Source organism: Paenibacillus taichungensis, assembly GCF_050994985.1.
Taxonomy (GTDB): Bacteria; Bacillota; Bacilli; order Paenibacillales; family Paenibacillaceae; genus Paenibacillus; species Paenibacillus taichungensis.
Genome location: NZ_CP194720.1, coordinates 6,535,255 through 6,555,842, shown reverse-complemented (window position 1 = coordinate 6,555,842; position 20,588 = coordinate 6,535,255). Strand labels below are relative to the sequence as shown.

Sequence of the window (20,588 nt, the reverse complement as noted above, 5' to 3'; positions counted from 1 at the left end):
TTACACGTTAGTCAAGCAAAACAAAAGGGGATCGGGCGTTACTTTCCTGCATTTGTCCACAAATGTCCCGGATCGTTGTGTTTAAAGCGTTAACGAATCATACAGACCTTATACCGCAATCATGACACTCTAAGGAATTGTAACGAACTTCAGCCCTGCTATTCCGGCTAGATTTAGCGAAAAAATACAGATAGCGGGCATATAAATCGCCTACGGTTCGTTAGAATATCGGAAGCTTGAAATTACAGGCAATAGGACTTGTAGGGGTCCTTAGACCTCAACTAATTAAGCATTTTGCTAACCTATACAAAAAAGGGCCATCCCTGTCATGATCCATCATGACTTGCAGGACAGCACCTTTTATCATCTATCAATGTTACTCATTTGGATTCAGCTATAGCTATTAAATTACGAACTGTGCCCTTGCACCGTAGCAAATCCGCTTTTCTCAAGCAAACGAGAACTTTCCTCGTTCAGCCCGCGCAGATGTACCGTTTTGCCCAGCTTGGCATATTTGAATTTAACTTTACCAATGGCAACAACCGCCGTGTTATCCCAAATATGTGAGCCACCAAAATCAATTGTGATTTCCTGCGGATCAGCCTCAGCATTGAACTCATCGACGAAGCGGGAAGATGAACCAAAGAAGAATGGTCCGTGGATACGGTACACCTTCTGCCCCTGCTCCTCATTTGCCTGCACACGAATCTTGGTCTGTTTCCAACCAAAATGAAGCACACTAAGAACAACGCCGACCATTACACCAATAGACAGATCGTGGGTATACACTACAATAGCAACTGTGACTACCATAACGAAGGCTTCCGCACGTGGCACACGCGCAATGTTCTTGATGGAACTCCAGTCAAACGTACCGATGCACACCATAAACATCACACCTACGAGAGCGCCCATTGGCACCTCTTTCACCACACCGCTAAGCAATAACAACAATATGGCCAGAAAAGCGCCAGCCGTAAATGTGGATAATCGACCTCGACCACCAGATTTCACATTAATAACCGACTGTCCAATCATCGCGCAGCCACCCATGCCGCCGAAAAGGCCATTAACAAAGTTGGCAATCCCCTGACCACGTACTTCACGGTTTTTGCTGCTCTTGGTCTCGGTCATTTCATCCACAATCGTTGCAGTCAGCAAAGATTCCAGCAAACCTACCAGAGCCATCGTGAACGAATAAGGCAGAAGGATCATTAGCGTATTGAGAGACCAGTCGATATTCGGCAGATGGAACATAGGCAGGGTACTCGTGAGATTCCCCATATCTCCTACCGTTTTGACATCCAGATGTAATAGCGCCGTAATGATCGTCATGATTACAATAGCAATCAGTGGAGCCGGAACGCTTTTGAAAAAACGTGGCAAAATATAAATGATCGCCAGCGTACCCGCTACCATCGCATACATAATCCAGTTCGCTCCCGTAAAATGGGTAAGCTGAGCCATAAAGATGAGAATCGCCAGTGCGTTCACAAACCCGGTCAATACAGAATGAGGCACAAATGTAATAAACCGACCCACCTTGAAAATCCCCAGAATAAACTGAATAATACCTGTCAGAATTGTAGCGGCAAACAGATATTCCACGCCATAATCCTTGACGAGTCCCACCATCAGTACCGCCATAGCACCCGTTGCTGCCGAAATCATGCCCGGTCTTCCGCCTGCAATCGAGATCACGATGGCAATCGTAATTGAAGCGTACAATCCGACCATCGGATCGACACCCGCAATGATCGAGAAGGCAATGGCTTCCGGAATAAGCGCCAGCGCTACCGTAATACCTGCCAGCACATCTCCGCGAATGTTACCAAACCATTGTTGTTTTAAAGTATTCATATCGTCCTTTGCCGGTCCTCCTACGTATTTAAACTCAAATTTGTCTTATCACCTGAACGGCAATGGAATGGTTCGTCACTGACCAACTACAACAGACAACACAAAACAGCGGAATACCCTCCGCAAAAATTCGTCTATATAAGTTAAATTACATGTTGGATTAACCATAATATTGGATAAGGCATCCGATACCATGTCCGTACATGTCTCGTCCGTTCCAGTGTGTACCTCTTATTTCCACTCCAACATTCAGGTATCTTGCTTTTGAGAAATCGTGAATCAATCATGATGTCTCTAGGTTTTCCCCTCTCAGAAAAACCGGGTCCGTTAATGTACTGACCTATTATTATAGTCCCAGTGTCTCTTCTACACGAACAGACTATGTATCCGTAATTGGTATATTATCTTGTATTATCTCTTATTTATATAAAATATCTCAGTTATACTCTGTTTATCTTGTTTAAGTATCACCAAGCCATGCCCAAAACAAAAAAAGTCGCTAATGCTCCCCTGCCAGGAAGCGTTAACGACTATATTGATTATACCTATACTAAAATCTCCCCGATTTAAATATCGAATAAAGCAGGAAGGCCACCATCAGAATAGCTACCAGAAAACCGATCTCAATGACCGGAATATCCCACAGCATGGTTGACTGGTGACTAATCGAAGAACCGATGATCAATCCAACCATAATGATACAAAATGCGAGCAGTACAATACTGAAAGACAGCCGATTACTGATCTGGTCCATTCTGCGCATGAGCGCGTCCAGTTCAGGGACACTGATCTCCAGTCTCAACTTACCTTTGCTAATAATGGAAGACAATTGCCTTAACTGCCCAGGCAGACCCATGACACTTTCGGCCATATCCGCAGCACTGCGGAACAGACGATTCTTGATCCGCCCAGGATTGAAGCGTTCCTTGATCAGCTTTCGACCAAAGGGTTCTGCCATATCCACGATACTCAAGGAAGGATCAAGATGTTCGATAACACCTTCCATCGTGAGCAGTGATTTCCCTAACAGCAGAATGTCGGCAGGCATCACAACCCGATGACGCTGAGCCACGCCGAACAGATCATTCAATGCTTGACCTACGCTGATTTTGGAAAAGGGAATATCGTAGTATTTGCTGCGCAGCTTGTCCAGATCGCTATGGAGACCTCGCAGATCCATATCATCCGGCATCATGCCCAGCTTCTCAATCGCCCGGATCATGCTATCCGTATCTTTGCGCATCAAACCAATAATCAGCGAAGCCAGGTGCTGCTTCATCTCATCACTCAGACTGCCTACCATGCCAAAGTCGATAAAGGCAAGCCTGCCATCCTTCAGAACCATCAGATTGCCCGGGTGTGGATCGGCATGAAAGAACCCATGAATGAAAATCTGATTCAACAACGAATCTACCAGTCGCTGTGCGATATTATTTAGATCATGCCCACGTTTAATCAACTCGTCACGGTCATTGAGCTTGATGCCTTCGATGTACTCCATCGTGAGCACACGAGAAGAAGTTTGATCCCAATAGATCACTGGTATTTTCACTTTGTTTTCCTGCTGATATTGCTGTGCAATCTTTTCCGTATTACGGCCCTCGACGGTATAATCCAGCTCGGCCATCAGTGCCTGTGCGTACTCTTCTACCATTTGCGGGATCTGATATTGCTTCACCCAATCCCAGCGTTTCTCCGCCATCGCTGTCAATTCTCGTAAAATATCCAGATCACGCTGAACGATACGCGATATGCCGGGCCGCTGAATCTTAATAGCTACGGCCTCACCGCTTCGGAGTTTACCCAGATGCACCTGTCCAATACTAGCCGCAGCCACAGGGGTATCCTCGAACCGGGAAAAGATCTCCTCCAGCGGTGTATCCAATTCCTGTTCCAAAATACCCCGTGCCGTCTCCGAGGAAAACGGCGGGACCTGATCCTGCAGCTTCACCAATTCCCGGATCACAGACTCAGGCAACAAGTCTGCCCTTGTGCTTGCCAGTTGCCCCAGCTTAACGAAAGCTGGCCCCAGCTCCTGCAGCACGAGTCGTATGCGTTCACTCAATGTCTTGGTGGTGTGGGCTTCACGCGACATCCACCGCCGGGGTATGGCCAGCAACTGGAACAAACCCAGCTCCTCGACCATATAACCGAAGCCATGACGCACCAGCGCCATGGCAATTTCCCGGTATCTGCCGACATGTTTGATTCGCACAGCCATCTACTCGATCTCGTTTCCTTTGAGAGGAGGAACTTCAAGTGGAGCTGGGGATGCATCAGGTTGAAGCTGTGGTGTGTGGCCCAGTTCCGCAAGCTTTTTCTCAAGCACGGCAACACGCTGTTCCAAACTGGTTACATCACTCTCGGATGGAACGCCCACTTCCTGAAGGACGCGCTTGACCTGTTCGTGAATCATTCTTTTGAACTGGCCCTGCTCTTCATCGCCCCGTTCCATCAGGCGTTCAACCAATGCTTTGGATTCACCAGGCGCCAGTTCCCCGCGCTTGACCAGATCATCCACGGTTTTCTCAATTTTCTCCTTGCTTACAACAGTAAGACCGAGCCCTAACGAGATTGCCTTTTTGAACAAATCGCTCATTCTTGTCATCCTCCTCTTCGTTGATCTCTATAGTATAACCCTAATCAGCTGCTCACAAAAGAAACGGTCCGGCTATACGTAACGCGCAGCCCATTTTCCTGCCTGCAGAATTAACTGACGATAGGTTTCATGGGCAAAAGATGGTACATGATGTCCTGGCATAAGGTAAACAATGCGTCCAAGACCATATCTATGCGCCCATGCTGCAGGTTTCGGCCCTTCTTCGGATTGATACTCCAGCAGAACTTTCGTTTCTGCAAATGAACCGAACTCGAACTGATAAGGCTCTTCCTCCATCGTAAATCCCGAAATGCCTTCCGTCACTGGATGGCTCTCTCCCGTTACTGTGAACTCCAACGGGGCATAAGGTGGATGATGCAGGAATTTGGCACCGATCATCTGCTTCAGCTCATAACGATTTTGGAGCGAAATTCCGTTATGTATAATGACCAGTCCACCTCCATTACTAACATAGGACAATAAGCCTGCTGTCTGCTGTGGAGAGACTTTTCCCTTCCAATCATCCATGTAACAGATACACACATCAAATCCGGTTATATTTTCTTGCAGCAGCATGTTGCGATTCTCACTGCACTGCACAGTCATAGTATCGTGAAAAATCCGACTAATTTCCGCATCCACACCTTGCAGCGGATGCCAGTCCGGATGAGTATAATCACCAAGTAACAACGCTTTTTTACGATGATCCATCAATAAAAACTCCTTTCAAATTACCTATAACAGAATTACCAAGGAAGGGTATCCCCCTTGTAATCTACATACGCAGGCTGATCTCCCATGAACTCCTTATGGCGATCGATGAGTGCTGTGATATATTGAGCCGATTGATCTGGTGTGAGGTCTGCATCGGTATTCAATTCCCCGCTCATATAACTCTGTACCCAGCCGGGATGTATCAGCATCACTTGCCCACCCTCATTCTTCAGACCATTGTGCACAAGGCGAGCCTGCATGTTTAACGCAGATTTGGACATACAATAAGCAAACCATCCATCCCGGCTGCACTGTTCAATACTGCCTGCCTCCGAAGATATATCGACAATCAGCTTGTTAGTCCCTTGCAGAAGGAGGGGCAACAGGGCATGAGTCACACGCAATGTCCCCAAGGTATTTACGTTGAATACTTCTGCCATCTCCGCCATATTTAACGGTCCGCGGATATGATCCGTAATACTTCCTAGTATAGCCGCATTATTGATAAGCATATCCAAATGCTCAGTATCCAGCTTAAGTGTCTCCGTGAACAAAGCTACGGACAGATCATCCGCAATATCCAGTTCAATGACGCGTAAATGTTTTGGATAGGCATCCGTCAAAGTACGAATCCCTTGGGACTCTTCCATGTCCAACCCTGCCGCATAAACGATATAACCTCTCTTCAGCATTTGTGCCGTCAGAGCCAACCCCAGTCCCCGGGCCGCCCCGGTTACACATACGGTTTTCATCATGCTGTCCCTCCCTCACAAGCTTAATCTGTCTTTAATTCATTCCACATTATTATCCAAAAACCTTTAATTATGAATGGGTACAACTAACTTCACGACCAAAGTCTCAGGTGGATTCCCTTGAATCAGAGTCGTTCAGCTTATAGAAAGTGAACCGGTCACAGAGACAAAAACAAAAAAAGTTCTGACCCGTATAGCGGATCAGAACCGGGAACAACGAGGCATCGTAAATACGTTTTATTCAACGCATCCATATGAGTCCAGACGGGATCACATGTTACTGCAGAAGATGAGCCTTGTCCGCAGATTGGGCAGCGTAATAACGCCCCAACTCAACGATTAGTGCTCCCATCTTCTCATCCTCCGGAACTACGAGCGCCTCAATCCCTTCTTCACGCATCGCGTTTGCCGTAACCCTGCCCACCGAAGCAGGCACCACGCCTTGGCGGAAGGCTTCCTGCATGGATTCGAGTTTGCCCTTTGATGCCGCATACTCAACCAAAAAACGTACTTGCGGTCCACTTGTAAACGCGACAGCATCAACCTCATGCCGCAAAATCTCATTCAACAACTGTTCCAGTTCACCCTCTTCGGGTGGGACGTGACGATAAGGAAGCACCTGACGTACTTGAGCTCCTTGTTCCTCCAGCCAACCGACCAACTTGGGCGCGGTTTCCCCGTGCAGTTGCAACATGACCTTCTGTCCCTTAAGTTCATGAGGCGCAAATTCACGAATCAGCCCGTCTGTGCTACCATCATCATCCCGCACGAGCGGGGTCAGTTTACGTTTTCGGAGTGCATTGACTGTTTTGTACCCTCTTGCTGCAATCAAAGATTCCGATAAAACGTCCAGCAATTGATCAGCAATCTCCATATCCTCAGCCATATCAAAAATAGCGTCCAATCCCATACCCGTGGTTAATACCGTCCAGTCTGGCGGGTCGGATATCCAGGATACGAGACCATCCCGAATATTACGATCGTCCAGAAAAACAGTCCCCTGTGCAGGTCGAACTAGTGGAATCCCGCCCATTTTCTCAACCAGCAAGGACATCTCTTTGGATTTTCGTGGTCCTGTCAATGCTACGCGTATACCTGCCAAATGTTGAGCCATCCATGTTCCCCCCGTTAATTCAGCCGAATGTCATCAGTCTGACTACAGTATACAGGGTACTTCTATGGAGGGAAACCGAGTTTCCCCTCTTTTCAGTGGTTCATCTATAACGATTTTTGATGGGATATATCAGGAAGGCTGTAGTTCTCCACCCTGAAGTCCTTCATGTTTGTCCCCGTCGGAATTCTCTCTGTCCTGTGATGTTTTCCCTTGTTTGTCCTCTTTTGGTTGCTGCTTTTGTTTCTGGTTATCTGTTGTCCGTCGATCATTCGCACCTTTTTTGCGAGGACGAAGAAACACGAAGAGTATGATGGGAAATAGCACCTCGAACACAATCCCGATCCATGTCCATTCACGTGTAAAGCGGAAGAGCTGAACAGCGTTTTTGAAAAACCAGAAGGCACAGACAAATCCGATCAAAGCAACTGGCCCTGTCATGACTTTTCCCGAGACCTTCGGAATCATTCGTTTCAGTCCCCAACAGACAAAATATAGATCAAATGCGATCTTTGTAATTAACGTAGGCAGCGTTACGGCTGCTAGCGCAAGGTCAAATCGATCAAGGAAATCACTAATTTGCAGTTGCCTTGCAAGCTCATAGGAAGGATAAACCAGTCTGGAAGCAATGGGTACTCCCACCGCCAAGATGGTTTCGATGACAATCAGCATCATGATCAGTGCTGTGATCGTAATCCCCCACATAACCGACTTGAATCGAAAATCACTGCCTTTAATTACAAAGGGGATGGCAATCATCTCACCAAAAAAAGAAAATATGTACCAGCTTCCCCTGCCAACACCAGTAACATCGATGTCAAAATAGGGCATAAGATTATCCATGTTTATTTGCTGAATGAGCATAAACGGCAAAATCAATGAATTCAGCACAAACAACGTAACATAGAGCTCGGACATCCCTATTAAGGACCCCAACCCTCCCCTCACGATAAAAACAACCATAACCAAGAGGCTCAATACAATGATGGAAATCGGGGTCGTCTCCAGCAAGGTAATACTTACATAGTCACCGATTAGTCGGATATCACGGGCAAATATAAAGAGAAAAAACAGGATATACAACAGACCTGTCACACGACCCAAAAAGGGGAAACGCTCCACTAGAGATTCAAACAGATCCCGATCGGGGAACCGTCGCTGAACACGGCTTAACATCCATAGTGATGCCACCATGACAAGAAACACAGGGATATAAGATAAATAGGCGTGCTGTTCAGCATAAAAAATGGCTTGTGCATGGGGTTGCATCAACGTGCCTGTAGTTCCGAGCAGCATGATGAGCAGCACCAACTGACGACTGGTCACTTTTTGATTCATGGAATACCTCCTTTCTGTCTTATGCTTCAAAATTCGTTGAAAAGCCTAAGGTAACGGTAGCCAACGTTGAATTAACTGGGTTAGCCAAGCCGAAATAAAGACGGTTTTGCTCAAATTAGTCACATAGAACCAAATCCCGGCGCTGATGGCGATTATTCCGTAGGATAACCACCGATTAATGGCCGCTGCCTGCCTCACATGTTTGAAGTCCATGATGATTACGGCAATAACCATACCCAAATAAGTGAACAACAGCGGCTTAATCATGGACAATATCCTCCTCTTGTAATCCAATCGGTTTATTGATAACCCCTACATTTTCAATTATGATGTGTGGTTCAATAATTACCTTTACATCAGGATAGATATCATCCCACCGATCCCTCATTTTTTTCCATTCCCGAGGAAGTTGCTGATGAATGGAACGACCTAGACCCAAGATATCCGCAGGATATTGTTTTTGAATCAGCCTGATCCCTTCCTTAATGTCATCTCCAATTTTCTGGTGAAGGGCCTGGGTAAGGCTCTGCATCTCCTGGTCTCGCAAATCACCATAATTGGATTCGTTATCTACCATGACTCCCTTGGCATACAATTCGATCGTCACCGTGACTTTCCCGTTTTCAACATGAGGATGCAAGGATGAGTTATTCTCGTTTAATTTAATGAACACATCACCTTTTCCACGCGGAGCCTTTACCATCACTTCCGGCTCATTGGCTTCGCCCATGGCTAAAATAAGCGCATCAGCGGGAGCTTTCTCTATCATGCCTACCAGTTTGTCCTTCTTGAAAATTGCGATCCCATCTAACTTAATGTTCGTCTTAACATCCTTCCAGTTACTCGGCACATTGTCAGCAGTCGAAGCAACTGGTAGAAATGGATCTACTCCTTCGGAAAGAATCGCATCCGTAAATGTCTTGAGTGAACGTGGTCTGCGCATATTTAGGAAACACAGTTCGCGTACCATTTCAGAAGGGAATTTTTCAATTGGCGCATCGGTATCCAGCACTTTGTAAGCAGATCCTTTGGTAACAATCGGTAGCGCAGAGAGTCGGTTAAGCGGGTAACGCGTAAGTAAGTCCAGCATGGGAGCAACACCTTCACGTGCAAGCTCTTCTCCGATCAGCATGGTACGTCGATGTGCATAATAAAGCTCACGGGAAAGTGCCTTTTGACCTTCAATTGAAGTCCCGCGCAAGGTTTTGGCTGTAGTGGATAACATGAACCACGATTTGTCGCCACTTGTGCCCCCACCACCACCTTCACTTCCAGAGGAACCGGACTGGCCGGGAAGGGCAATTTGCAGACTGGTTCTGAAATTATCCTCTTCCTTGTCGATAGCGAGACCAATGACAAAAGCGATATCATTAATCTCCTTCCGATCCCAGCAACCTGATATGAAAATAGTACATAGGAGCAGTATGGCTACCGCCCGTCGTTTACGGATGAGAACCATGTGCTCACCACCCTTCTTCTGCTTCAGGCGAACCGTTGATCTTTTCATTCATCCGCTGCTGGTCACGATGAACCGTTGAAGGACGATTGATCATCTTCCACCATGGTGTACGAATAACAATATCCTTGGTATCCGTCTTGCTATAGGGGCTGAGACCTGACAGATAAGGTACTCCAAAAGAGGTCATTTGTGTTAGATGTACCGAGATCAGCACCAGTCCAATTACAATGCCATATAAGCCAAGCGCACCGGCAAGTAACATGATGGGAAAACGCAGCAACCGAACCGTAATGGCAAAGTTAAAACGTGGGATGGTGAACGACGCAATCCCTGTCATCGATACAATGATAACCATGGGCGCCGACACGATCCCCGCCTGAACGGCTGCTTGTCCAATCACAAGTGCCCCCAAAATGCTGACGGCCTGACCTACCGTTTTCGGTAACCTGACCCCCGCTTCTCGCAATGCCTCGAATGATAGCTCCATAATGAGGGCTTCAACCAGTGCAGGGAATGGAATGGCCTCCCTTGCCCCGGCAATACTCAGAATCAGCGTGGTAGGCAACATATCCTGATGGAAGGTTGTAATGGCGATATAGAGTGCAGGCAGAAATAGAGCGATAGCTACAAACAAAAACCGAATCCACCGCACCAGATTGCTGATAAAGAACCGTTCGTAATAATCCTCACTCGCCTGAAGCATCTGCCACATGGTTACTGGGGCAATAAGGACAAACGGACTACCATCCACAAAAATGGCAAATCGTCCTTCCAGCAAGTTGCCCGCCACTGTATCCGGACGTTCGGTATAATGCATCTGCGGAAAAGGGGAATACGGATGATCTTCTATCAATTCCTCAATATAACCGGACTCAAGAATCCCATCGATTTTGATCTTGTTGAGGCGTTTTTTGACATCCTTAATCAGCTTGGGATCAGCGATATCGCTGATGTAGGTCAGTACGACATTGGTTTTGGTCTCAGTTCCAATCGTCATGCTTAACATCTTAAGTGCAGGTGTTTTTAGCTTGAAACGAAGCAAAGCTGTGTTCACCCGCAATGTCTCGGTGAAGCCTTCGCGTGGTCCTCGGATAACCGACTCGGTCTGGGGTTCCTCGACACCACGCCTCACACCGCCCTTGACGTTAAATAGCCAAGCCTCTTTGCTTCCGTTGATCAACAGCAGTGCGGAGGATTCCAGCACACCCTCTGCTGCGTCTGCCCAGGTATCCACTTTCTTCACCTGCGTCAGAGCAATTCGTGTATCATCCAGTGGAGCCGCAGGTTCATCAGTACGTTGCTCGATCAGACCCCGAATGAGAGGCCGAAGCATATGATCCTGAATATCTGCCGAATTCACGATGCCTTCGATGTATACAAGCAGTCCTTCCACTTCAGATGAAATCTTGACATTGCGGAAGACCACATCCGAGCAATCCGAGAAAATGTCTTCCAGTGCCAACATATGGCTTTCATGTGAAAGGCTTATCGGTTGCCTCAAAATAGGGGGAGACGGCAGCCCCAAAGGGATGTGTTTCTTCTTTTCTGAATCCCCGGAACCATTTTTCCCTGATGTTTTGTCCGCCATATGCCGCCCTCCGTTCCTGTTTTTTTATACAAGGTAGCTTGTGCCAGAGCGCGCAGAATTATGTGATCTTTTTATAAAAATCCAGATACCTTCTTCAACTAGGGCAACAAAAAAAGGCCTCTGTATGGATAACAGAGACCTTCGGGCCTAATTAAACTAATGCGTCAATCTTCATTCACTTAATTGATACTCTCGTCCACTTCTTTAATCATTTCTTGAATGGATTCCAAACCACCACCGGACAAGTACCAGTAATCCGGGTCAAGATAAACAATGTGTCCATCTTTATAAGCATTCGTATTTTTGACCAAATCGTTCTCAATAACCTGTTTGGCTGGAGTTGCCTCACCACTGCCTGCAACCACCGCACTCCGATCTACCACGAACAGATAATCTGGATTTTTCTCCATAACATATTCAAATGAAACGCTCTGCCCATGAGTGGACACTTCAATATTTGCATCTGCGGGAGTAAAACCGAACACATCATGTATGATACCAAATCGGGAACCTGCACCATAAGCGCTCAATTTACCTTCGTTCGTCAGAACAACCAGTGCATTCTTTCCAGCAGCCGTTACTTTATCTTTCAAAGCTTTAACAGAGGTATCAATTGATGCCAGTGCCTCTTCTGCTTCTTTTTCTTTACCAAAGATCTCTCCAAGTGTCTTCACATTCGAAGTCAGGGAGTTCATATAATCTTCTGTATCTACCGCCATATAAATAGTTGGTGCGATCTCGCTCAACTCTTCATATGAGTCTTGCAGTCGTCCTGAGATGATAATCAGGTCAGGCTTCAGGGCATTTACTTTCTCAAAATCAGCCTCTTTCAAACCGCCAACATTGGCGTACTTTGCATCGTTATACTTTTCCAGATAAGAAGGAACTCCCTCCTGAGGTACACCGGCAACCTCTACCCCGAGCTGATCCAATGTATCCAGCACCCCATAGTCGAACACAACCACTTTCTCCGGATTCTTCTTCACTGTTGTATCGCCAAGTTTATGTTTAATGACGATTTCTTCGTTGGACTGATCTGCTGCTGCATTCGCTTCTGACCCTGTGCCACTGCTGGAACCTGTATTTTCTGCTGTTTTATTTCCACCGCAAGCTGCCAGAACAACCGACAACACGACAAGCAACGTAAACAACCAACCCTTTTTCATAAATAGACACCTCTCGCTCTCTCTATATTGGTTTAACTTTAAGCAAAATACACACAAATCTTACGCCCATCAATCCATTGCACAGGGATGTGCATGTCATATACTTTCTGCAATACATCCGTATTAATGATGTCCTCCGTTTTACCTTCCTGCACGACACGCCCATCTTTGAGTGCCACGATATAGTCTGAGTAACAGGAGGCAAAATTGATGTCATGAATGACAATAACAATCGTCTTGCCCAATTCATCCACCATTTTACGAAGCACCTTCATAATCTGCACGGAATGTTTCATGTCCAAATTATTCAAGGGTTCATCGAGGAGAATATACTCGGTGTTCTGCGCGATAACCATGGCAATGTAAGCCCGCTGTCGTTGTCCACCGCTTAGCTCATCCAAATACTTTTTGCGGAATGGAGCCAGTTCCATATAATCGATGGCTTCCTGAATCCACTGCCGATCCTCTGCCGTGAGTCTTCCTTGTGAATATGGAAAACGCCCAAAAGCAACCAGATCCTCCACCGTCAACCTGATATTTATGTGATTAGATTGCTTAAGTACTGATATTTTTTTCGACAGATCCTTGTTCTTCCAACCTTCGATCTCTTGCCCTTCGATCAGGACTTGTCCTGCATCCTTGCTGATTAGCCTGGTGATCATGGATAACAGTGTACTTTTGCCTGCACCATTGGGACCAATAAATGAAGTGATTTTCCCTTTGGCAATATTCAGTGATACGTCATCCACTACCCGGACGCCGCCGTATTGTTTGGTTACATTTCTGACTTCTACCACGACTTATTCTCCTTTAGCAGTAAATAGATGAAGTACACACCGCCTACAAAATTGATAATGACACTTACTGTAGTAGCAAAAGTAAATACCCGCTCCACAATGAGCTGTCCACCGACCAATGAAACCACGGCTATAATGACTGAACCCCAGATCAGCACTTTATGACGATGTGATCGGAATATCTGATGCGCCAGATTCACGACCAGCAGTCCCAGGAACATGATTGGTCCAACAAGCGCTGTGGAGATTGACACCAGAACCATCACAACCAGCAGTAACCTTTTCACAATGTATTGGTAGTCCACCCCAAGATTAACCGCGTGATCTTTACCAAGAGAAAGTACGTCGAGATACTTAGTAAACTTCTGTGCATACAGCAGGATCAAAATAATAGCCACCATTGAGATGATCAGCAGATCCGTATTCACATTGTTGAAACTCGCAAACATCTTGCCCTGCAGCACAAGGAACTCATTTGGATCAATCAGTACCTCCATGAAGGAGGACATGCTCTGAAACAGCGTACCCAGAATAAGGCCAACGAGCAGCAGCAAATAGATATTGCGCCCCCGTTCTCTACGGAACATGAACTGATGCAGGAGTAAGGCAAACAAGGTCATTAACAGGACAGATACCGCAAAGTTAAGGTTTTTGTTCACAAAGCTGATATGCGTGCTCCCAAACACAAACACGGCAAAGGTCTGAAACAACATATACAGGGAGTCGAGTCCCATAATGCCAGGCGTAAGAATTCGATTGTTGGTTATCGTTTGGAAAATGGCAGTGGAGTACGCGATGCAAGCACCCGTGAGCACAATAGCAAGAATCTTTTTTCCTCTGCGAGGCAGAATATAATCCCAGTTGCCCCCGGATTGAATGACCAGAAATACACCAATCAACAGCACTGCCGCTGTAATCAAAATGCCAAATTTCCAGGTATTCGCCGTATACTTCATTCTCATGATTCATAAGCCTTTCTTCGAAGCAGTAAATACAGGAACAACACACTACCCACAACGCCCACAGTCAAACTTATGGAGAGCTGATAAGGATAAATAATCAATTGACCCAAAATATCGCAGACCAGAACAAAAATCGCACCGAGCACTGCCGTATGAGGCAATGTATCCCGCAAGTTGTCACCCTTATACAACGTCACAATATTCGGTACTACAAGACCCAGAAACGGGATTGTACCTACCGTAATAATGACGACTGCTGAAACCATGGCAACCAGAATCAGTCCGAGATTAACCACTTTGCGATAAGCCAGTCCAAGGTTGGTTGAGAAATCTTCACCCATGCCTGCAAGTGTAAAGCGATTAGCGAACAGATATACGATAATGAGCAGCGGAATACTGATATAGATCAGTTCATAACGTCCCTTCATAATCGTGGAGAAGTCACCTTGCAGCCAGGATGACATGTTCTGGATCAAATCGTTCTTGTAAGCAAAAAAAGTCGTGACTGAGCTTACAATATTGCCAAACATCAAACCGAGGAGAGCGATGTATATCGTATCCTTGAATTTGACTTTCTCCAGTATCCGCATAAAGATTAGCGTTCCAGCCAGTGCGAAGGCAAAAGCAACCAGCATTTTCTGCAGTGGAGAAGCTCCAGGGAACCACATCAAAGTAACAAGGATACCCAACCGGGCTGAGTCCATTGTTCCGGCCGTTGTCGGAGACACAAAACGATTGCGAGTCAGCTGCTGCATGATTAGTCCAATAACACTCATACTGATACCTGCGACAAGGATGCTAATTAGGCGGGGAAAACGACTGACTTGTAACACCTGAAGCTGGACTGGGGTCAAATGAAATATATCCATGGGTGAAATGTCTGAATTGCCAATAAACAGGTATACGATAGACAAAAAAGCCAGTACGATCAACATATAGCCTAACTTCATCTCTCTACTAATCCCCTCACCAATAGCCGTAAAACACTTCTAGTTGTTCTACTTCGTGTCATTTGATATTGATACTCATTATCAATTAGGGTAATTATATCGATATTAATTTCGTTATGTCAACCTTCCTTTGCTTCTCTTTTGCTAAATTTCATGAAACAACCTGAAACACATATAATTCAAAATTAATTGTATATAAGGAAAAAGACCTTCCAATTGGAAGGTCTTTTTAATCATTCGGTTAGTCGGCAAAATAATCTTCAGGAATATAGCGGATCTCAGATTCCGCATATATCGTCAATGTATGGCGTTCTCCATCATACTGCACCCGGTCTCCCTGAACATAATACCAGTGCTTCACCAAGGGCTGATCTTTACGCTGTACAAAGCGAAACACATTGAGCTCCTGTCTAAGCTCCATAATGCTATCCACCACCTGTTGTTCCAGACCCGTAACGGTAAAAACAAAACCAGTGCCTTCTTTTTGATAACGATAGGACATCGAGTCTGTTTTGCTGTTAACCAGCCCTCGCCCAGTCACTGCATGCTTAACCATGAACCATTCCTGCTGCGTCATAAAAGTACATCCTCCTTTGATCTTGGAGTTTCAATCTATTTCGGTAATCTAGGGCAGATCGATCAACATATAGAAAGAGTCCTCGCTTGCATCCAGGTTCATGGATGTCGTCTGTTCCACACGTGCCGTATCCCCTTCATTTAACTGATACTCTCCGTTCAAGCTAAGCTTGCCTTCTATAGCAAAAATGTACATGCGGCGATCTTCCGCCTGTTCATATGTTAATGCCTTGCCTGCGGCCAATCGGCCAAGATAGATGGTCATATCCTGATGAATGGATGCAATACGCGCCCCACCTTCAGGGGATACCACGGGTACGAGTGCTCCCGCAAGTGCGTCTGGATCAAAAGAAGTTGTCTCATAAGACGGCTCAAGCCCTTTCGTATGTGGCATGAACCAAAGCTGTAATATACGCACTTCTTCAGAATCCGAGGCATTGTGTTCGGTATGGATCATGCCACTGCCTGCTGACATGCGCTGAATCCCACCAAATGATGTTACAGCTACATTGCCCAGGTTATCTTCATGACGCAGTTTCCCGTTCAACACGATGGACACAATCTCCATATCACTATGCGGGTGTGCACCGAAACCACGACCAGGAGCAATTACATCGTCGTTAGCTACCCGCATGGGTCCAAACGAAGTATTCTCCGGGTCCTGATATTCACCGAAGGAAAAGCTGTGATTGCCGCGCAGCCAGCCCCGGTCGAAGCTGGAGCGGGAATCGGATGGAATGACGTTAATCATAAAGCGCACCCTCCTTTATATTCTCTTATTTTTTCTTAGTTGCATACTTATTCTCATTGTACCAAATCGATGGGCTTGTCGTCCAAAACAAAAAGCCATTTCCCGCTTCGAACGGATCACACGTATAATTACGCGTAATCCGAACTAGCGAGAAAAGGCCTCTATGCAGGATATACCTACTTGAATGAACTTGTTATCTATCCCTATTGGATGGATATAAACCCGTTATGCACGCACATTCTGACGAGCGTTCCCTTGTCTGGAGAAGAAATGATCCACCGCTAGGAAACGGCTGCCTGTGAAGAGCAGTGTCAACGAACCCGCCAGCAGCAGGTAATCAAACTCGGTACCACTCATGAACGGCTGTCCCACTTTGGCAGTGAGCAGAACCCCACCCATCACTACGATGAATAATGCAGCAAATACACGTGTTCCCAAGCCCAGAATCATGGCTGCACCACCCACAAGCTCAATGATCGCTACAACAGATGCCAGAAAACCAGGAATGCCGATACTTTCAAAGAAACCGACTGTACCACTAATTCCACCTTCGAATTTGCTCCAACCATGTAATACAAAGATGAGACCAATCATGATCCTTGAGAAAAACAAACCAATCTCCACACTTCTATTCATATTCATCTTCCTCCTTGGAGTTTAAGTTCAACGTTACCTTTCACCCAATTGACCAAACAAACAAAACAGACAGCAGCAGGATCACTGTGGCAGAAATGAATACCGCATAGCGGGGAAGCGACAGTGAAAAATCCTGTTCCGGGTCTAATAAACGGGAAATACGTACATTCACCGAAGTATCGGCAAAAGACGATTGAATAGCTGTCTCTCTAATTCTCCAAGGTTCAGGGCAAGCCCGGATCAGTTTGAGCAGTGCACTACCAATGCCCGCAGCGTTCCCTGTACGTTCAATTGCTTCATTGTCAGCCAGTATTTCTCTAATGATCTTGTAATGTTTTGAAGTATGCTTCAACACCGGAATATAAGGCATCATCACGGCAAATACCGACAATAATGTCGTCTTGAGTGGATCACGATGCCACAGATGGTGCACTTCATGATACACAACCGCTCTTTCTTCTTCAGCATCCAGCATCGTGAGCAGCCCTGTGGAAAGTACAATACAAGGTTTCCAGAGACCAATCGTAAATGCCACCGGTGACGGCTTGTCCACCACAATGAATCCAGGTTGTTTCAGATGACGGTACCGCGCCTGAAGATCCTGAGACATGGCTCTATCTTCCATTGACCGAAGCTTCCTTACCGCTGCATGTGTCTTAATCATCCGATCGAACAGCAACCAGCCTGTACCTGCAAAAGTCAGGAGAACCAGTGCCATAAGAACATGCCCCATGGATAACCAGCCCAGCCTGCTCATCCAGTGATTACATAGCCAGAGCAGATTAAACGGAATGTCCCAACCGAAAATTTTGTACATCGCGTACATGAACATCTGCATGAACACGAATAACGGAATGCCAAACCCGACGGTAAACAACAGCTTCGAGCGGGCCTTCCACATGTCAATCGCTATCCTTTTTCCATTGCTTAATCTTCTGCTCCAGACGCTCAATCAACCCTGCATCTGCTTCATCCAGCGCATCCAGCATGTGATTCACAGCAAGTACCCCGAATTCATCCACCAACTCATGTGACAATTCCTTGGATTGGTCGTTCATAAACTCCTCCCTGCTCTGTACCGGATGGTACAGTGACGTTCGGCCCTTCTGCGACTTGTGGAGCAGTTCCTTGTCCACGAGGCGATTCATCACCGTCATGACAGTATTGAAATTAACGTCTTTATCTTTTTCTAATGCGGTTTGCACTTCGCGAATGCTGCTGCCTGGACGCGCCCATAAAATGTCCATAATCTTCGCCTCAAGCGGACCGAAAAACCGGTTCAGTCCACGCTCACCCACTTTAAAATTGTGTATTCTCATGTTCAGACACCCCTCACACTACCCATTGTAGTGCCAACAAACGAGAAGTCAACCTCTATGTCAGCTATTTATTGTAAATGATTTGTAAATATGTTTTCCATTTCAGAATATTATTTGGATGCACAAGATCAGCTTAGCGTTAAAAAAACCTAAAGACCGGGCAGGTCTGCTATTCTGCAGACCTGCCCGGTCTAATTCATAAATCGATTATTCATTGCTGAAATAATGATGAGATCAGTGCTTTATTTACGATCCTGTGAGGGCATAAAAGCGGAAATATCCACACCCAGTCCATGAGCCAAACGACCACCGAGCTGTCCATCTGCCTGGAAGAAGTGGCACAAGGCACGTAGCTGGGTCTGTTCCGGTACTGCCTTCAAGTCATTGATCAGGTTATCAAGCAGATGTTGCTGCTCCACCGCCGTGAATGAACGGAACAACTCCCCTGACTGCGTATAGTTATCGGTTTTCTCAATTTTCTCACGCGTAACATGGCCCTGTAACGGAGCTTGACTGTCACGATATTCAGGTGCTTCCTCCGGGCTGTTGCCTGAGCTATTCGGTTCATAGTTTACCGGGGACGGGTCCTGATTCACATTCATCAATCCATCACGCTGATGATTGCGAACCGGAGCATAAGGGCAGTTCACCGGAATCTGCAAATAGTTTGGTCCGAGCCGATGGCGCTGTGTATCCGGATAGGAGAACAGGCGGCCTTGCAGCAATTTATCTTCGGAAGGCTCGATTCCAGGCACCAAAGCGCTTGGTGAAAAAGCTGCTTGCTCTACTTCTGCGAAGAAGTTTTGTGGATTTCGGTTCAATGTCATGGTTCCGATCGTCTGGAACGGCAGTACATCTTCCGGCCAAGTCTTGGTTGGGTCGAGCGGATCGAAGGCGAAATCATCCATCTGCTCCGGTTTCAGCAACTGTACCTGTAGCTTCCACTGCGGGTATTGCCCGTTTTTGATATGATCGTGTAAATCCCGGGTGGCATGGTTGAAATCCTGTCCTTGCACCTCTGCTGCCTCTTGACGTGAGAAACCTCGTACGCCTTGGGCCGATTCCCACTTGTATTTCACATAATGGACTTGCCCTTGAGCATTAATCCATTTGAAGGCGTGTACGCCGAATCCATCCATTTCACGGTAACTTGCTGGTGTACCCAGATCGGAGAACAACCAGGTCATCATATGAGTCGACTCGGGTGATAGTGTCATGAAGTCCCAGTAGCGTGCAGGGTCCTGGATATTCGTATCCGGCGCAGGCTTCAGGGAATGAACCATATCCGGGAACTTCATGGCATCACGGATGAAAAAGACGGGCAAGTGGTTACCCACAATATCGTAGTTCCCTTCACGAGTGTAGAACTTCACGGCAAATCCACGTGGATCACGCGCTGTCTCCGGCGAACCCGTGCCGTGAATTACAGTCGAGAACCGCACCAGTACATCCGTCTCTGTTCCCGGGTCTTGTAAGAAATCGGCTGTCGTATAAGCCTTCATGCTCTTCTCCAGCGTAAACACGCCATGTGCACCGGCACCTCTCGCATGAACGACCCGTTCCGGAATACGCTCACGGTCAAAGTGTGCGATCTTCTCAAGCAGATGATAATCCTCAAGTAATGTGGGGCCTCTTCTTCCTGCGGTACGGGAGTTTTGGTTATCACCTACGGGTGCGCCCTGATTGGTTGTCATGCGTTCTGTCATATCGTTATCCTCCTCATGTTGGTCTCATGCCTGCTGTATATACTCTATTAAAATCATATTCGCCATCGGATTAAATATACATTTAGACTTGATCTAACTGTTAAATTGATTCTAACATGTCCCACTCGCCCCTTGCATGAGGTTCGTATGAGATTAAGATGAGTTTCTTGCTCATTTCATGAATGAAATATGAACATCAACTTGGAGTAAGATGAGCATTGAGCCATTCCGATTGGCTTGATCTACTCCATCTAGTGGATATACCCGCATACGAGTGACATGAACAGCATTTTGTGTGCACAAA

20 protein-coding genes are annotated in these 20,588 nt (G+C 46.3%); all 20 read right to left on the bottom strand.

The annotated features are described in order from the left end of the window. Positions 1-408 precede the first annotated feature (408 nt). Positions 409-1,860, bottom strand: coding sequence for a SulP family inorganic anion transporter (locus ACR1R9_RS29555; RefSeq protein ID WP_310854062.1), 1,452 nt, complete (start codon positions 1,858-1,860; stop codon positions 409-411). 550 nt (positions 1,861-2,410) lie between these two features. After that, positions 2,411-4,081 (bottom strand): ABC1 kinase family protein, encoded by a 1,671-nt coding sequence (locus ACR1R9_RS29550; RefSeq protein WP_076287511.1) that lies wholly within the window; start codon positions 4,079-4,081, stop codon positions 2,411-2,413. Further along, positions 4,082-4,459 (bottom strand): phasin family protein, encoded by a 378-nt coding sequence (locus ACR1R9_RS29545; RefSeq protein WP_433922082.1) that lies wholly within the window; start codon positions 4,457-4,459, stop codon positions 4,082-4,084. Between the two features lie 72 nt (positions 4,460-4,531). Next, a complete protein-coding gene (locus ACR1R9_RS29540; protein WP_099857399.1) occupies positions 4,532-5,170 on the bottom strand; it encodes a ThuA domain-containing protein in 639 nt (212 codons plus the stop codon). A gap of 35 nt (positions 5,171-5,205) precedes the next feature. Next, on the bottom strand, positions 5,206-5,928 hold the full coding sequence (locus tag ACR1R9_RS29535) for an SDR family oxidoreductase (RefSeq protein ID WP_256716713.1): 723 nt from the start codon (positions 5,926-5,928) through the stop codon (positions 5,206-5,208). A 274-nt stretch (positions 5,929-6,202) separates the two neighbouring features. After that, positions 6,203-7,039, bottom strand: a complete 837-nt coding sequence (locus ACR1R9_RS29530; protein ID WP_076287509.1) for a uroporphyrinogen-III synthase — start codon at positions 7,037-7,039, stop codon at positions 6,203-6,205. 129 nt (positions 7,040-7,168) lie between these two features. After that, the gene (locus tag ACR1R9_RS29525; protein WP_076287508.1) at positions 7,169-8,374 is read right to left on the bottom strand and encodes a GerAB/ArcD/ProY family transporter; all 1,206 of its coding nucleotides are present in this window, start codon (positions 8,372-8,374) and stop codon (positions 7,169-7,171) included. Between the two features lie 45 nt (positions 8,375-8,419). Continuing rightward, positions 8,420-8,641, bottom strand: coding sequence for a hypothetical protein (locus ACR1R9_RS29520; protein WP_076287507.1), 222 nt, complete (start codon positions 8,639-8,641; stop codon positions 8,420-8,422). Beyond that, positions 8,634-9,881: a Ger(x)C family spore germination protein gene (locus ACR1R9_RS29515; RefSeq protein ID WP_310854066.1), complete on the bottom strand. Its 1,248-nt coding sequence runs from the start codon at positions 9,879-9,881 to the stop codon at positions 8,634-8,636. Before ACR1R9_RS29515 ends, ACR1R9_RS29520 begins: the two co-directional genes overlap by 8 nt. Beyond that, entirely contained in the window at positions 9,838-11,298 is a 1,461-nt protein-coding gene (locus ACR1R9_RS29510; protein ID WP_409347648.1) for a spore germination protein, read from the bottom strand. The genes ACR1R9_RS29515 and ACR1R9_RS29510 overlap by 44 nt, the downstream gene beginning before the upstream one ends. Before the next feature lie 302 nt (positions 11,299-11,600). Beyond that, positions 11,601-12,587, bottom strand: a complete 987-nt coding sequence (locus tag ACR1R9_RS29505) for a siderophore ABC transporter substrate-binding protein (protein ID WP_076287504.1) — start codon at positions 12,585-12,587, stop codon at positions 11,601-11,603. A gap of 38 nt (positions 12,588-12,625) precedes the next feature. Then, a complete protein-coding gene (locus ACR1R9_RS29500; RefSeq protein WP_076287503.1) occupies positions 12,626-13,384 on the bottom strand; it encodes an iron ABC transporter ATP-binding protein in 759 nt (252 codons plus the stop codon). Beyond that, positions 13,378-14,340 carry an iron chelate uptake ABC transporter family permease subunit gene (locus ACR1R9_RS29495; protein WP_076287723.1) on the bottom strand — a complete coding sequence of 321 codons (963 nt, stop codon included), beginning with the start codon at positions 14,338-14,340 and terminating at the stop codon, positions 13,378-13,380. Before ACR1R9_RS29495 ends, ACR1R9_RS29500 begins: the two co-directional genes overlap by 7 nt. Positions 14,341-14,342: 2 nt before the next feature. Then, positions 14,343-15,296, bottom strand: a complete 954-nt coding sequence (locus ACR1R9_RS29490) for an ABC transporter permease (RefSeq protein ID WP_076287502.1) — start codon at positions 15,294-15,296, stop codon at positions 14,343-14,345. A gap of 241 nt (positions 15,297-15,537) precedes the next feature. Beyond that, positions 15,538-15,873 (bottom strand): hypothetical protein, encoded by a 336-nt coding sequence (locus ACR1R9_RS29485; protein WP_099857394.1) that lies wholly within the window; start codon positions 15,871-15,873, stop codon positions 15,538-15,540. A gap of 48 nt (positions 15,874-15,921) precedes the next feature. Next, on the bottom strand, positions 15,922-16,623 hold the full coding sequence (locus ACR1R9_RS29480; RefSeq protein WP_433922083.1) for a pirin family protein: 702 nt from the start codon (positions 16,621-16,623) through the stop codon (positions 15,922-15,924). Positions 16,624-16,848: 225 nt separating this feature from the next. Further along, a complete protein-coding gene (locus tag ACR1R9_RS29475; protein ID WP_099857390.1) occupies positions 16,849-17,259 on the bottom strand; it encodes a DoxX family protein in 411 nt (136 codons plus the stop codon). Between the two features lie 40 nt (positions 17,260-17,299). Then, positions 17,300-18,160 (bottom strand): M56 family metallopeptidase, encoded by an 861-nt coding sequence (locus tag ACR1R9_RS29470; RefSeq protein WP_433922084.1) that lies wholly within the window; start codon positions 18,158-18,160, stop codon positions 17,300-17,302. Position 18,161: 1 nt separating this feature from the next. Next, positions 18,162-18,578: a BlaI/MecI/CopY family transcriptional regulator gene (locus tag ACR1R9_RS29465; RefSeq protein ID WP_076287498.1), complete on the bottom strand. Its 417-nt coding sequence runs from the start codon at positions 18,576-18,578 to the stop codon at positions 18,162-18,164. 242 nt (positions 18,579-18,820) lie between these two features. Beyond that, complete coding sequence (locus ACR1R9_RS29460) at positions 18,821-20,284, bottom strand: catalase (RefSeq protein WP_113052987.1); 1,464 nt, start codon at positions 20,282-20,284, stop codon at positions 18,821-18,823. Between the last annotated feature and the right edge of the window lie 304 nt (positions 20,285-20,588).